This is a genomic window from Olivibacter sp. SA151 (genome assembly GCF_054130995.1).
The window spans coordinates 291,865-307,685 of record NZ_CP096391.1; the positions used below are offsets into that span (position 1 = coordinate 291,865).

Consider the following 15,821-nt stretch of genomic DNA (forward strand, 5'->3'; position numbering starts at 1 on the left):
TAGAGGCATAAGCTATAAACCCCGCTTGGTTGTGGTTGTATCTGTCTGCGATAGGGGGGGAATGCAACTAACTTAATAACTCTTTAATATCATCTGCAGTTAGCGATTTTACAAAGCTCTCTTCGGTTGTTATTAGTTGATTGGCTATCGTCTTTTTGCGATCTTGTAAAGCCAGAATTTTTTCTTCTACACTATCTTTTGTGATAAACTTATAAATGAACACGTTTTTCGTTTGTCCTATACGATGCGACCGGTCGATAGCTTGTTGTTCTACAGCCGGATTCCACCAAGGGTCAAGAATAAATACATAATCTGCTTCTATAAGATTTAATCCAACACCTCCCGCTTTAATGGAAATTAGGAAAAGCTTAACTTCCTCGTTATTTCTAAAGTCATTAACCACATCTTCTCGGTTTCTTGTTGAGCCGTCTAAGTAAGCATACCTGATTTTTTTCTTATCAAAATGCCGGCGGAAAATTTCCAGTTGTTTTACAAACTGTGAAAATATAAGCACTTTATGTCCTCTTGATAAGACGCTGTCCAGCGTGTGCACCACGTTCTCGAATTTGCCCGATTCTCCCTCATAATCCTCGTCCACCATGCGCGGATGATTTGCCAGTTGGCGAAGTTTTGTTAAGCCCTGCAGTACTTGAATCTGTGATTTAACCATTAATTCGTCGAGCGATTGCTCTAGCAGAACGTTGCGATACTCCGATTTAATCTTTTCGTAATACTCGGCCTGTTCATCGCTCATTTTGCAATAAAAGATCTGCTCAGACTTTGGAGGAAGCTCTTGCGCTACCTGATCTTTTGTTCTCCTTAACACAAAGGGCTTGATAATCGCTTGGAGCTTGCGCGCCTTTTCTTCATCCTTTTTCTTCTCAATCGGAATTACAAAGTCGGACTGGAAATGAGCATGACTGCCTAATAATCCTGGGTTTAAAAAAGACATTTGCGACCAGAGATCGCCCACCGAATTCTCAACCGGTGTACCACTGAGCGTTAATCGATATTTGCTTCTTAGTTCTTTTACTGCTTTAAAGGACTTGGAACTTGGATTTTTGATGTTCTGGCTTTCATCCAAAATAATATAATGAAAATAAAATCCCTGTAATAATTCTTCATCGACGCGAGCGATGCCATAGGTAGTAATAACGACATCAAATTTTCCAAAATGGTCGTTTACTTTCGGCCTATTGGTGCCCGTATGAATTAATATATTTAATGCAGGTGCAAATTTCTCGGCTTCACTCTGCCAATTGTAAATGAGTGAGGTCGGCATGATGATCAGCGAGGTGCCTTGGATGCCTTTCTCTTGTAACTCTTCTCGCTCTTTTTGCAGCAATGCCAGGGTTTGCACCGTTTTTCCTAAACCCATATCATCGGCTAAGCAACCCCCAAAATGATAGTTTTTCAAAAAATGAAACCAGTTATATCCCGCTTTTTGATAACTTCTCAATGAACCTTTAAAATGGAGTGGTTGTGCAATATCGTCGATTTGTTCAAATTCCTGAAGACGCTGCAACTTGCGCTCCATACTAAGCCCTTGGATATTACTTTCACTTAGATCGTTGATTAAGCCAATATGATGTTTTTGAAGCTGAATGCTTCCTTTGTTTGCGGAATAATAAAACAGGTTATTAAATTGAGCAAACCAAGCTTCCGGAATAATCGCTATTTCTCCGGAAGGTAAAATAAACTCCCTCTTTTGATGCAGGATATGGTCTCGCAACTGAATAAAAGGAATTTCATATGGACCAAAGCGAACAATGGCATGAACATCGAACCAGTCATTTTCTTCTTTTACTTCCAGATCAATCTTGGTATTACCAAGTAAATATTTCCGGTGGTTTTCTGTTTTTTGCTCGATTTGATAACCCTTATTAATCAAAAAGTCGTGGTTTACGTTAATCCAGTTGATCAATAAGTGGGTGTTAGTGGCGCCGTCGATATGTTCCGGATGTTTTTTTATATTCAGGTTGTTGAAAAGCGGATCCGGTTTTGATAACCCCAAGTTCAAAAGTTCTTGTAAATGGTCTTCCTCCCATTTTAAGGAACGTTTTACCCGATGGAAGGTGTAAAGATCTTCTGATTCTTTGTAATCCATTCGAACGGTAACCTTATGTTCGCTACCGGCATCAAAGGTATACGGGCCATATTTAAATTGCAATTGCGCAAAGGCATCGCCATTGGTGGTATTAACAATTTTAAGCAAGGGAGATGCCTCATGTTGATAGGTTTTGATATCAAAGCCTTCCGCGTAGACGTGGTGCTTAGTGATCAACGACCGTACAAATCGATCGAAGTAATTATACTCGGTATTTCTGGGGATGCTGATATAACGCTTATTTAGGAAAGGCGATAGTTTTTTTCCGTCTAAATCTTGTTCAAAAGAATATAGCGTTCCTTCTAATAATAGCCAAGCAGGTTCATTGCTGATGATCTGCGCATTTTTGTACATAAAATCAATGCGCAGTCCCTGATACTTTATGGTCGGGAAATAACGTGTTTCTTCCGCATTTCTGCGAAAATGAAACAGTACGGAAGCAGGCTCGGGAGCAATCGTCAGTTTTTCTTCTACGGGCCATCCCTCTTTGCTCATTAGGTAAAGTGGTTTATCGCGGATAAGCTGTAAGATGGCTGCCAGTTTTTTATCTATTTTTGGACGGATATAATCAAATAATTTTTTGTCGAAGATTTTGCTGAAGAATTCGCGTGGGCGAATCGCTTTTTTATGCATCTTTTTGATGAGTTCCGATTGCTCTAGCTCGTCCAGCAGTTTAATGATTTTTAAGTCGTTGTCTTCGAGTGCGGGTGCATACTCGCGAGCGGTATTGCTAAAAATTCGCTGATAGGTAAGTGAAAATTCGCCATTTGGATTTAATTGTACAATGTGCGGCTCAATTAAATAACCCAAAAATTCATGTTGACATAACGAATAAACTAAACTATATGGTTTTTGCGTATCTATTCTTAGCATTATCTGTCGTTAAAAAAGCTTTAAATATAAGGTTTTTAATAATATATTGCGAAATATTGCCCTATTGCTCATGAAATTTTTTCTGTTTTTTTTCTATTTACTGTTAGCTGCCTCCTTGTCCGCCAGGCAGCAAGCAGACGACCTTCATAAAAACGCAATCGTGATTGATTTGCATAATGATGTTCTTTCGGAATCAATTATCACGGGAAAAGATATAACAAAGCGATTGACCAAAGGTCATACGGACTTTCCAAGGTTGAAGAAAGGGGGTGTTGATGTACAATTCTTCTCGGTATGGTGCGACGGGAAAAAATTAAAGCCCTTTCAGTATGCAAATAGGCAAATAGATGCTTTGAATGAACTGATAGAACGGAATACAGACCAAATAATCCTTGCTAAAAGTGTAGGTGATATTTATAAAGGGGTGCAACAAGGTAAAATAGTAGCGATGCTCGGGGTAGAAGGGGGACATATGATTGAAAATCAGCTTAGCAATTTGGATAGCTTATACCGTAGGGGCGTACGCTATTTAACCTTAACATGGAATAATAGTACTGCGTGGGCCTCTTCGGCAGCTGATGAGCGGAAAGGAAAGCGTCGGGGGCTGACAGACTTTGGGAGGCAGGTGGTTAGGCGGATGAACGAATTAGGCATGGTAATTGACTTGTCGCATGTAGGAGAACAGACTTTTTATGATGTACTGAAGATTACGGATAAGCCGGTTTTTGTATCACATAGCGATGTTTATTCCATTAACCCACATTACCGAAACCTGACGGATCAACAGATCAAAGCTATTGCTAAAAATGGCGGGGTTATCGGCGTGAATTTTTATGCGGATTTTTTAGATCCAACTTTTCGCCGGAATGTAAGTCTGCTATATGCAAAGCATATCAGTTCGACGGATAGCCTGCCGGTAAGTATAGATAAAAAATATCGTCTGCTTCCTGTTCAAGTAAGGCAACAACTGGCACCACCGCTATCGCTCGTTGTGGATCATATCAATTATTTGGTACAAGTGGCTGGTATTGACCACGTGGGTATCGGTGCAGACTTTGATGGCATGGACGCTACCCCGGCAGGATTGGCGGATGTAGGTGAATACCCTCATTTAACCGAAGCACTTATTGCATGTGGTTACACCGATGAAATGATTAAAAAAATATGGGGCGGCAACGTGCTGCGTGTACTTCGCGCACAAGAGTGACGATATTATTTGTCGTTTCCTGTATCGCCCTTTTTGAGTCCCGGTTTAAACCGAGGCTTAAAGCCTAAAGGTTTAGCTTCAGTGCTCGCGGCGTTGTGCTCGGGGTCTGTATTCGGATTTGTATGAGGAACCTCCGCTTTTGCTTCCGGAGCCATATTTTTTTTATCCTCCTCAGCACGGGGATTGGATGTTTGTTGCGGTTTTTCCGTAGACGTTTTATTTGTAATACCGGCTTTGAATCTAGGCTTAAATCCCGTAGGCTTCGAAATAGTAGGCGGTTCATTAGCAGCCGATTTGTCGGACACATCTTTCGCATCTTTTGACTCGCCCTCCACCTTACTTGCTTGGTTTGAGGGGTGGTCAGGTTCTTTCCGCAGGTGTTCGGCTGCTGTTTTATCGGTAAGGCCAGCTTTGAACCTGGGTTTGAAGCCCATGGGTTTGGATAGGTCTTTTGGTTCACCGGTCTTCTGTGTTTCAGAAGGTTCCTCTGTTTTGCCTGTTGTTTCAAGTTGCTTAGGCAGCGCCGGTTCTTCTTTTGGTGTTGCCGTTTCCTTATTTGTTACGCCAGCTTTAAAACGGGGTTTAAAACCGGACGGCTTATTGACATGGTCGGTAGCTGGCGCTACAGTTGGAGGAGTATCCTCACCCTTTACAGATTGATCTTCTGCATGGTCTTCTTTGGAACGCGTGGTCTGTCCCGGTTTAAATCTAGGCTTGAAACCGGTGGGCGCTTTGCTTGCACTATCCGTATCCGTTTCGGGGTTCGGAGCGGGTTTTGCTTCTCCGGTAGGTGGAGTTGCTTTAAACCGCGGTTTAAAGCCGGTCGGTTTCGCGGCTTGCGGGGATTCTGCTGCAGCAATGGCCTTGTTTTCGTCCAAAGAGGAAGTGCTAATGGGCGCCTGAGATAGGCCAACCTCTTCTTTGAGATGATAGCTTTTCCGTAAGCGGTTAAACCAGAATTTCTTTGTATGGTCGAAGCTCTTTTCGCCCATTAGCTCAAAATGACTTTTGAACTCTCTATACAATTGAGGTTCCACCTTCTCTAATTGGCGAAGGTCTATCCTTTTTTTTATAAAGAAATCTTCGAAAGTCATTCTTTTAGTATTAAGTATCAGATATCAAGTATCGGGTATCAAGTACCCAAGTATCATTCTGGCTACTTACCTGCCTGCCGGCAGGTGTCTTTTATCTTGATACTACTAATTAAACCATATTATGATACACCGCTTGTACGTCGTCGTCTTCCTCAATCTTATCGATGAGTTTCATCACTTCTGCAGAAGCCTCTTCCGAAACTTCAGTTGTAGAGAGGTTAATGCGCTCTAATTTAGCACTTTTTACGTCAATGCCCTTTTCTTCTAATAGTTTTTGCATATTGCCGAAGTCCTCGAAAGACGTTTGTACTACCACAATGTCGTTTCCTTCTTCGTCTGCTTCGACGTAGAGTTCCTCCAGGCCGCCATCGATTAACTCCAATTCCAGTTCTTCTAAATTCAGGTCTTCTGTCGCCGCAAAACGGAAGATTGACTTGCGTTGAAAGATAAAGTCAAGTGAGCCCGTTTTACCTAAAGAACCGCCTGCTTTAGTGAAATAGCTTCTGATATTAGCCACTGTTCTATTGGTATTGTCAGTGGCTGTTTCGATTAAAATGGGTACTCCATGTGGACCATAGCCCTCATAAACATGCTCTTCGTAACCTTTGGCGTCTTTCTCAGATGCACGTTTGATCGCAGCTTCTATCCGATCTTTCGGCATGTTGACCGCCTTCGCGTTCTGTATAGCCGTGCGAAGACGTGAGTTGGACTCCGGATGAGGTCCGCTCTCTTTAACAGCGATGGCGATTTCCTTTCCAAGGCGTGTAAATTGGACCGCCATCTTGGCCCAGCGTTTAAATTTTCTTTCTTTTCTAAACTCAAATGCTCTTCCCATATAATGTATATTAAGTGGTTTCTAAATTTTGTTTTAGGTTTTTTATCATCTCCTCTGTCATTGCCGTGAGATTAAATTGTGGGTTCCAGCCCCAATCTTTTCGAGCATATTCATCATTGATGGAAGAAGGCCAGCCATCTGCAATTGCCTGGCGTGGATCATTATTCGAGTAGGAAATGGAAAATTCGGGAACATGTACTTTAATTGCTTCAGCTAATTCCGCCGGCGTGAAACTCAGGCCTGTCAAATTATAACTACTTCGGATTGTTAAATTTTCAGCAGGTGCATCCATTAATTGAAGTGTACCTTGGATTGCATCCTCCATATAAAGCATTGGTAAGCGAGTTTCGGCAGAGAGGAAGCACTCATAGGTTCCTTTACTCAAAGCTTCATGAAAAATGTGAATAGCATAATCCGTAGTGCCTCCGCCTGGAGCAGCCTTCCAGCTTATTAAACCTGGATATCGGATGCTACGAACGTCTAGGCCATATTTATTGAAATAATACTCGCACCAACGTTCACCGGCCTGTTTGCTGAGGCCATATACCGTACTTGGATCCATGATGCAATATTGAGGAGTTTCCTCTTTAGGTGAATGGGGTCCAAAAACAGCGATGGAACTTGGCCAGAACACTTTGTCAACGCGGTATGTTACGGAGAGATCCAATACATTCAGTAGACCGGTCATATTTAAATCCCAGGCCAATTTGGGATTTTGTTCACCAACAGCAGACAACACAGCAGCCAAAAGATAAACTTGTGTTGGTTTGTACTTTTCGAATAGAGATTGTAGTAGTTCTTTGTCAAGAACATTCACAATTTCAAAAGGACCCTGCGATGGGGTATTAGGTTGCCTTATATCTGATGTTACTACACTTTTTTCTCCATATTTTAATCGCAAAGCAGTTGCTAATTCCGTTCCGATTTGCCCGTTAGACCCGATAATGATAATGCTTTCTTCCATCGCCCACAAACTTAGATAAATTGCCTTTCATATGCAACTGAGTAGTGAGGTGTGCAGGGAAATCGCTTTTTAAAAAAAGAACGTTTTTTTTGTCACTTTCTTCCGCAGAAAGTAACCAAAGACTCATCGCTTGGAACTTTGCTACGACGGTGGTGCTTCAACCTGCAAGCCGCAAACTTCCTAGGCGATATTTCAGCTGAAGGAAGAGCTTTTGCGGGCAGCCATTGGGCCCCGAGTGTCGGATAAACGGCCTTGGAGGATACCGACGCAACGAGCAGCAAAGCATTTGCTCCTCTGCTCATATGGCAGTATCCAAGCGGATTGAGGAAGTGAAACGGCTCCAATACGCGCCAGTGATGCTTTGCCATCAGGTGCAAGGTAGCCTACACCGCCTTGATTTATTCACATGTGTTTGTTTTCAGATGAGTTCATGAACTCATCACTACGTTCTTCGGTTTGCTCAACTTTTATCAAGAAAAGTTGAATAAAAAAAACGTTCTTTTAATATAAACACCTTTATCAGCAGGTTAAAGGCGAATTCTCTGGTGAGGTGTGGTGATTACGCTTTTGATATGTTAACTATTGTTTGCCTAAAATTTGGTTGCCAATACGCAACTCATGCGATATTTTTTTATACCATCAACGGAGTTGTAAACTTCTACATAAACGAGGTAAATACCCACGGGGAGTCGCTGACCTGTATCGCTAACACCATCCCAAAATAGTGTGCCACTTGTACCAAGTAAATGGTTCCGGTATAAGGTTTTTACCAGCATTCCCTGTTCATTATATAGGTAGACATTCACCATATTACCGCTTTGCTGAAATCGATAATTGATTTGCAATAGATCTTCGAATCCGTCATAGTCAGGTGAAAATGTCTTTGAGCTAAGCCAGATAGCGTCATGCCGCTCAGTACGTTGCTGTGAGTTTCTGTATCCCGGTGTAGCATAACCCACCGAAGCCGCTGCGGAAGTGAAATTGCCCGGTTTATTGGTGTCTTCCTCAAAACTTTGTCTTTCCAAAGAAACTCCTTTCGGATTCTTTACCAGTGGATGGTGCATGCCTTCATGATAGTCGAGTCGGTCAATGATCGTTTGACCGCTTATAATTGCGATTGATCCGCCTGTATTGGGTAATTGAGGCATTGCCGCTATATCAATGAAAGCTGTTGGGTTTTCGGTATAATAATGATCTTTAACGATATTACCATCTTTACTTAGTACCATATATTGTTTAGGGTAAAAGGGTGTCTCTTTGGTCGCAAGAGGTCGGACGTTGATTAGACTATCCTTGTCAATAACGCGAGCGATCTGTAAGCTTTTTAAATCGATGGTTTTTTCCGACCGGTTATACACTTCAACAAACTCCACACCACTGGCTTTTGGATCGGGAAGTATCTCATTGATCAATATATCAAGTGGCTCTACCTGAGCGTGTAGTGTCGCGGTTAGTAAAGACAATAAGGATGAAGCTAATATAAGACAGATCTTATTCATGATCCAGGTTGTGGTTTGGTTTATTTCAGATGAGCTAAGATAAAAAGCTTGGTTGAGGCAGGCAAACGTTCAATCGCTTGGCAAGAAGAATGAACGAACTGAACAAGGTGTTTTCGAAAAAATGAACTTTGAAGAAGCTGATTGCTAAAAACATTCCTCTTTTTAACTTTAAAATTCGTATGTTTGAAGGTTAAAAAATAATGATTCATTAAAATTTACTATTAAAACAAAAATTTAAAACAAAACAATGAAAATTGCAGTCGTTGGCGCTACCGGGCTTGTCGGTTCGGAGATGTTAAAAGTTTTAGCAGAGCGCAATTTCCCAGTAACAGAATTGATTCCGGTAGCCTCTGAAAAAAGTAAGGGTAAGGAAATTGAATTCAAGGGAAAGAAGTATAAGGTGGTTACACCCGACGAGGCAATAGACTTGAAGCCGCAAATCGCTTTATTTTCTGCCGGCGGAGGAACGTCGACGGCGTATGCACCTCAATTTGCTGCGGCAGGAATTACTGTAATTGATAACTCATCTGCATGGCGTATGGACCCTACAAAAAAACTGGTCGTTCCGGAAGTGAACGCGCATGTACTCGCATCAGATGATAAAATTATAGCAAATCCAAACTGCTCAACCATTCAGATGGTTGTCGTATTGAAACCGCTTCATGAGAAATATAAAATAAAACGTGTTGTCGTTTCCACCTATCAATCGGTAACAGGAACAGGGGTGAAAGCGGTACAGCAGCTCAACGATGAACGAGCAGGCAAAGATGGAGAAAAGGCTTATCCTTATCAAATTGACCTTAATGTGATTCCTCAGATCGATGTATTCCAAGATAACGGTTACACAAAAGAGGAGATGAAAATGATTAAGGAGACGAATAAGATAATGGGGGATGATAATATCCGCGTGACCGCTACTACGGTGCGCATCCCGGTGATGGGAGGGCATTCTGAATCTGTCAATATTGAATTTGAGAACGACTTTGATTTAAATGAGGTAAGAGATCTACTTGCAAAGCAAACCGGTGTTATCGTCGTGGATGATCCGGCTAATTTGAAGTATCCAATGCCAAAAGACGCTCATGGAAAAGATGAAGTGTTTGTTGGACGTATCCGTAGGGATGAGAGCCAGGAAAAGACACTTAATTTGTGGATTGTGGCGGATAACTTGCGTAAAGGAGCTGCTACCAACGCCGTCCAAATTGCCGAATATTTAGTGAAGCAAGGCTTGGCTTAATGCCAATAGAAAATAAAAATAAAAGGAAGATGCTTGAAAGCCATCTTCCTTTTTTATTTTTGGTGCGTCAGCATAATAAACAAAACAATGAACAAGGCCTTCTTGAGAACCCTTTTTACAATTACCTGTTTGCTTCAATTTATATTTGGAGCCGAAATTGTAACCGCCAATGAAAAGGATACATTGCGTATTATTACCTATAATATTCATCATGCTAACCCACCGTCAAAGCCAGGACTTATCGATTTAGAGGCCATAGCAGCGGTTATTAATCAAAATAAGCCGGATTTAGTTGCTTTACAGGAGGTGGATGTAAATAACCGGCGATCGGGTAAAAACCTGAACGAAGCGGCAGCATTGGGAAGCTTGACAGGGATGCATCATCATTTTGTAAAGGCCATCGACTACGAAGGGGGTGCTTATGGTGTTGCCATACTATCTAAGTGGCCTATACAACAAAAGGATAGCTTAATATTACCAATGGCTGAAGGAAGTAATGGCGAACCTCGCGTACTCGCCATTGTAGCAGTAGAGCCGAAGCCCGGTAAACCGCTTGTGTTTGCTAGCACACATCTAGACCTAAAGGAGCAGAACCGGCTGTTGCAAGCAGAGGCCATCGTTAAGAAATTGAGCACCTATTCTCAACCCGTTATTTTAGGGGGCGATTTTAATGCAAAACCGGAATCCGACGTAATTAATCATTTTGATACCTACTTTTCAAGGAGTAAAACTAGCGGTAGTGCTGCTTTTACAATTCCTGAGGTAAATCCCGATCGGGAAATTGATTTTATTATGTTCAGACCGAAAAAGCGCTTTCAGTCGGTACGGCACGAGGTGATTAAAGAGCCTTATGCCTCCGATCACCTCCCCGTAATGGTTGAATTGACTTATTGAGCGGAAAATAACTAAAGCAAAGATGGTGTTAAGTAATGCTATAAGCATACGATTTTGGTTGATTTTGGTCGTTTTTTCATTGACAACTCAATCGTATGCCCAATCCCTGGAACAGAAAATAAATATCGCTTATCAACAGTTTGAAAGTAATCCGAACCTGAAGTATGGAACGGCATCACTTACCGTATTAGACGCTAAAACCGGTTCCGTTATCTTTTCTAAGAACGGAAATACAGGGCTAGCTACAGCCTCCACCCTGAAGACGATCACTTCTGCTGCTGCGTTTTACCTGTTGGGAGCAGATTACACGTATCAAACAGAATTGTACTATACCGGTCAGGTTGTAGATGGTATCTTAAATGGCGATATAGTTATTAAAGGAAGTGGCGACCCCTCTTTAGGTAGTGACCGATTTGAGCAAACAAAGGAATCCCTGTTGTTAACACAATGGACTCATGCTATTGTGAATGCAGGGATCAAGAAAATAAACGGTAGTATTATCGGTGACGATTTGTTATATGGAGGACAAAAGGCTGGTCCGCGATGGATTTGGCAGGATTTAGGAAGTTATTATGGCGCGGGGATATCTGGGTTAAATTGGCGAGAAAATTTAGTGGACGTTCATATACTCCCGGGCCGACAGGTAGGAGCTGTCACAACCCTGCAGTCGACGGTGCCTAATGTATCGTATTTAAAAATCGTTAATGAATCTACTACGGGTAGCCCCGGTTCGGGAGATAAAGTCTATCCCTACAGTGCACCCTATTCATCGCTCATATATCTGCGGGGTACTTACGGGATTGATTTAAAAAAGCCTATTCAGATCGCGCTTCCGGATGCCGCTTACGACGCAGCGCTAAGATTACAGTTGAATTTGGAACGCCAAGGTGTAAGCGTACGACAACCTGCTACTAGTGGCAAATTGCTTAAGCTATCGGGAAAGGAAGTGCCATCAGCAGGTAGGACATTGTTTGTCCACCAATCTCCAACCTTAAAAGATCTTGTTTATTGGTTCAATCAAAAAAGTATCAATTTGTATGGTGAGGCACTCCTAAAGACGATCGCTCAACAAAAAGGGTCTGTATTGGACACGGACGACGCGGCTGATACAATGCGCGACTTTTGGGTTAACAAACTAGGATTGGAAAAAGGGTCGATGAGAATATTTGATGGTAGTGGCCTCTCGCCCGAAAATCGTGTCACAACAATGGCCATGGCAAAAATTTTGACCTCTATTAAAAGAGAACCTTGGTTTAGCGACTATTATAAAAGTATCCCTGTTTATAATGGCATGAAGATGAAGAGCGGTACGATTGGCGGTGTACTGGGGTACACTGGATATCAAAAAGCATCTAATGGAACCGAGCTTGTGTTTAGCTTGCTCGTGAACAACTATGAAGGTACCGCTTATAATATGCGACAGCAGATGTTTAGATTACTGAATGCATTGAAGTAGTTAGAAATTAAAAAGTAAAAAGTAAAAAGTAAAAAGTAAAAAGTAAAAAGTAAAAAGTAAAAAGTAAATTTTACTAACAACTAACAACTAACAACTAACAACTAACAACTAACAACTAACAACTAACAACTAACAACTAACAAACAACTTATAGCCAAAAAATGCTATCTTTGCATCATCATGAGTTATCAGCTGCGCGTTTCAATTGATAAGGATTCCGGCTTTTGCTTTGGAGTGGTTTATGCCATTGACATGGCAGAGGAAATCTTGGAAGAGGAGGGATATCTCTATTGTTTGGGGGATATTGTTCATAATGATGAGGAAGTATCCCGCCTAAAAGCCAAGGGGCTGCGCATCATTTCCCATGAAGATCTACCTAAGCTCCGGAATGAAAAGGTTTTAATCAGAGCGCACGGAGAATCTCCTGAGACCTATAAAATAGCTCTGGAGAATAATATAACCTTGATTGATGCATCTTGTCCCGTGGTGCTAAAATTGCAGAACAGAATTAAGACATCTTACGACGATAAAGAGCGCATTCTCATCTTCGGCAAACATGGACATGCAGAAGTGATTGGCCTGCAAGGTCAGACAAATAATGAAGCAATCGTTTTTCAAGATCTGGAAGAACTTGACGCGCTTGAGTTGCCTGGTAAGTTTACCTTATATAGCCAAACGACAAAAAGTACCGATAAATTTTATCAAATTAAAGATGAGCTGTTAAAGCGGGGATACGAAGTGAAAGCAAATGATACGATTTGCAGACAAGTATCCAATCGTTATGAAGATCTGGCTAAGTTTGCAAAACAATTTAATAGAATTGTTTTTGTGTCGGGCAGAAAATCGTCTAATGGCAAGGTCCTTTATGATGTTTGTCTAAGAAATAATCCAAAAAGTATATTTATCTCTGATCCTGCAGAACTGGATGCTTCTATGTTTGGCCCAAATGAGACTATTGGCGTTTGTGGGGCTACATCAACACCTATGTGGTTAATGCAAAAAGTGAAAGAACAGTTGGAGCGTTTTTAATCGTCCGATCTTTCCATGTATCCCATTATCATATAAAGCTCACATTCATTTTTGATTAAAACCAAAGCGAATACAAATTTGTAATTTTGGGATGGAGTAATGATGCAAAATATGGCACAGGTTTTGGCGTAAAGGTCTAACTTGTCTGCAAGGACAGACTTTTACTTTACCAGTAAATGTTGTGCTGACTGCTCTTGATTGTGTAGGGAGGGATTTAAAACACTAAAATTTACAGATGAAAGCAAAAAAAGGCGTGTTGTTGATTAATCTGGGAACGCCTGATAGTCCTAAGGTACCTGACGTTCGGCGATATCTAGATGAGTTTTTGATGGATGGTCGGGTGATTGATATCGGTGTAATCCAGCGAAATCTCTTGGTACGGGGAATTATTGTTCCTTTCAGGAGTCCAAAGACTGCTAAGTTATACAATGAGATTTGGGATAAGGAAAAAGGTTCCCCACTGCTTTACATCAGTGAAGAACAGGTAGCTTTATTGCGCGAGGAACTGAGCGACGAGTACCAGATTGAACTCGCGATGCGTTACCAAAACCCTTCTATCGAACAGGCATTGGAAAAGCTTCGTTTAGCTATGGTTGACAGTATTCGCGTCATCCCCTTGTTTCCACAGTATGCATCCGCTACCACTGGGTCTGTGATTGAAAAGGTAATGCGCCTAATGAGTACGTGGCCAACCTTTCCGGAAATATCATTTGTCAATCAGTTCTATGATAACGAGTTGATGATCGAAGCTTTTGCCGACAATGGCAGATTAAAGAAACCTGAAACTTTCGATCATGTACTATTTAGCTTTCATGGCTTACCGATTAGGCAATTGAAGAACGTTGACAATTCCGGTAATCACGGTTGTGATGCCCCCAATTGCTGTGCGCAGATAAACTCAACGAATAAATTTTGCTATGTTGCGCAGTGTCATGCAACAGCACGGTTGATTGCGGAAAAGCTTCATATAGCTCCTGAAAAGTACACTGTCTGTTTTCAATCAAGATTAGGAAAGGAGCCGTGGGTTCAGCCCTATACGAGCGATGCGCTGGAGAAACTAGCCCATGAAGGTGCAAAAAGACTGCTGGTTTTCAGTCCGGCATTTGTTGCCGACTGTATAGAAACATTATATGAAATAACCGTAGAATACGGGCAAGAATTTAAGAAGCTAGGTGGAGAACATGTCGAATTGGTGCCAAGCTTAAATACCCATCCAAAATGGATAGAGGCATTAAAACAAATGGTACTCGGCGAGCAGGCAAACATACCCAATATGCAGCTTGGAGAAACAGTTGTGAACAAGTAGGATTTGAATGGGTGTGCCCGATAGGGCCGGAAAGGATTTAAATATGAGACTGATCGTTATTAATGCCTTTATACTGCTTTTAATTGATTTTTATATTTATTATGCACTTCAAAAAAGCACCATTCGATGGGCTAAAGCGCGTTTTTTTAAAGCTGTTTGGTGGGGATATAGTATCGCTTTGTTCATTGGTGTTCTGGCGAGCTTATACTTCAGCCTTCCTTTGATTGTTCGATCCATTATATTGGTTGCTTTTTTCTTGACCTTTACCAGTAAGATTTTTTATGTACTAGTCTTGCTTGTAGATGATTTTAGGAGAGGCGGCGTGTGGATGACAAGAAAGATATTTGGCAGAAAAGGTGAATCGGAAGCGACGAAGCTTTCTGCGGAAACCGTTTCAACTAATGCTGATCGTATTAGTCGATCACAATTCCTAACTAGAGCTGGTATTGTTGTTGCTGCTGTGCCCTTTGCCACCTTGAGTTGGGGAATTGCTGTGGGAGGCTATGATTATAGGGTGAGACGACAGAAACTTTATTTGCCGAATTTGCCTAAAGCCTTTCACGGATTAACGATTGGGCAAATATCGGATATCCATTCAGGAAGCTTTTATAATAAAACGGCCGTTCAGGGAGGCATTGATATGCTACTTGCCGAAAAACCGGATGTCATTTTTTTTACCGGCGATTTAGTTAATAATAAGGCCGATGAAATGCGCAATTATCAGGACTTATTTAGTAAAGTGAAGGCACCTTTGGGCGTTTATTCGACATTGGGGAACCACGATTATGGAGATTATTTCTATGGGAAGGAGGATAGCCCCGAGAAACGTAAAAACTTACAGCAGGTGAAGGACATCCATAGGATTATGGGGTGGGATTTACTTTTGAATGAACATAGAAAATTGCGTGTTGATAATGAAGAGATTGGTATATTAGGAGTGGAAAATTGGGGAACCGGCAGATTCCCTAAGTATGGACGAATTGATTTAGCAAAAAAAGGTACGGAAGACCTGCCTGTAAAACTTTTATTATCGCACGATCCGTCCCATTGGCGAGCTCAAGTATTAAATAATAAGGATATCGATGTCATGTTTGCCGGCCACACACACGGTATGCAATTTGGTATTCGAGGAGATCGTTATCAGTGGAGCCCTGCAAAATACGTTTATAAAGAATGGGCAGGACTTTATACAGATGGTAACCAACAACTGTACGTTAATGTGGGGTATGGTTTTTTAGGTTATCCTGGTCGTGTTGGCATTTTGCCTGAAATCACCATTTTTGAACTAGTAAGTGAGTCTCCGGCTGTAACATAATCCTT

The 15,821-nt window shown here is 41.5% G+C and carries 13 protein-coding genes; 7 read left to right on the forward strand and 6 right to left on the reverse strand.

The window, feature by feature from the left end:
* Positions 1-67: 67 nt before the first annotated feature.
* Positions 68-2,980, reverse strand: a complete 2,913-nt coding sequence (locus tag M1D52_RS01095) for a DEAD/DEAH box helicase (protein ID WP_437394082.1) — start codon at positions 2,978-2,980, stop codon at positions 68-70.
* A 70-nt stretch (positions 2,981-3,050) separates the two neighbouring features.
* On the opposite strand from M1D52_RS01095, the gene M1D52_RS01100 reads away from it, so the two are divergent.
* Entirely contained in the window at positions 3,051-4,187 is a 1,137-nt protein-coding gene (locus M1D52_RS01100; RefSeq protein ID WP_013664379.1) for a dipeptidase, read from the forward strand.
* Positions 4,188-4,192: 5 nt separating this feature from the next.
* Here the strand turns inward: M1D52_RS01100 and M1D52_RS01105 are convergent, their stop codons facing one another.
* The 5 genes from M1D52_RS01105 to M1D52_RS01125 form a co-directional block, all read right to left on the reverse strand.
* The gene (locus tag M1D52_RS01105) at positions 4,193-5,281 is read right to left on the reverse strand and encodes a hypothetical protein (protein WP_437394083.1); all 1,089 of its coding nucleotides are present in this window, start codon (positions 5,279-5,281) and stop codon (positions 4,193-4,195) included.
* A 109-nt stretch (positions 5,282-5,390) separates the two neighbouring features.
* Positions 5,391-6,116, reverse strand: coding sequence for a YebC/PmpR family DNA-binding transcriptional regulator (locus tag M1D52_RS01110; protein WP_013664377.1), 726 nt, complete (start codon positions 6,114-6,116; stop codon positions 5,391-5,393).
* 10 nt (positions 6,117-6,126) lie between these two features.
* Positions 6,127-7,080 (reverse strand): NAD-dependent epimerase/dehydratase family protein, encoded by a 954-nt coding sequence (locus M1D52_RS01115; protein WP_013664376.1) that lies wholly within the window; start codon positions 7,078-7,080, stop codon positions 6,127-6,129.
* A 92-nt stretch (positions 7,081-7,172) separates the two neighbouring features.
* A complete protein-coding gene (locus M1D52_RS01120) occupies positions 7,173-7,448 on the reverse strand; it encodes a P-loop NTPase family protein (protein ID WP_309010443.1) in 276 nt (91 codons plus the stop codon).
* Between the two features lie 222 nt (positions 7,449-7,670).
* The gene (locus tag M1D52_RS01125; protein ID WP_437394084.1) at positions 7,671-8,579 is read right to left on the reverse strand and encodes a lamin tail domain-containing protein; all 909 of its coding nucleotides are present in this window, start codon (positions 8,577-8,579) and stop codon (positions 7,671-7,673) included.
* A gap of 247 nt (positions 8,580-8,826) precedes the next feature.
* On the opposite strand from M1D52_RS01125, the gene M1D52_RS01130 reads away from it, so the two are divergent.
* The 6 genes from M1D52_RS01130 to M1D52_RS01155 all read left to right on the forward strand — a co-directional run bounded on the left by M1D52_RS01130 (position 8,827) and on the right by M1D52_RS01155 (position 15,816).
* Positions 8,827-9,816, forward strand: a complete 990-nt coding sequence (locus tag M1D52_RS01130) for an aspartate-semialdehyde dehydrogenase (RefSeq protein ID WP_013664373.1) — start codon at positions 8,827-8,829, stop codon at positions 9,814-9,816.
* Between the two features lie 87 nt (positions 9,817-9,903).
* Positions 9,904-10,710 (forward strand): endonuclease/exonuclease/phosphatase family protein, encoded by an 807-nt coding sequence (locus M1D52_RS01135; RefSeq protein WP_013664372.1) that lies wholly within the window; start codon positions 9,904-9,906, stop codon positions 10,708-10,710.
* 22 nt (positions 10,711-10,732) lie between these two features.
* Entirely contained in the window at positions 10,733-12,166 is a 1,434-nt protein-coding gene (dacB, locus tag M1D52_RS01140) for a D-alanyl-D-alanine carboxypeptidase/D-alanyl-D-alanine endopeptidase (RefSeq protein ID WP_437394085.1), read from the forward strand.
* A 180-nt stretch (positions 12,167-12,346) separates the two neighbouring features.
* A complete protein-coding gene (locus tag M1D52_RS01145; protein ID WP_437394086.1) occupies positions 12,347-13,195 on the forward strand; it encodes a 4-hydroxy-3-methylbut-2-enyl diphosphate reductase in 849 nt (282 codons plus the stop codon).
* A gap of 235 nt (positions 13,196-13,430) precedes the next feature.
* A complete protein-coding gene (gene hemH, locus M1D52_RS01150; protein ID WP_437394087.1) occupies positions 13,431-14,501 on the forward strand; it encodes a ferrochelatase in 1,071 nt (356 codons plus the stop codon).
* A gap of 43 nt (positions 14,502-14,544) precedes the next feature.
* A complete protein-coding gene (locus M1D52_RS01155; RefSeq protein ID WP_242627118.1) occupies positions 14,545-15,816 on the forward strand; it encodes a metallophosphoesterase in 1,272 nt (423 codons plus the stop codon).
* Positions 15,817-15,821: the final 5 nt, after the last annotated feature.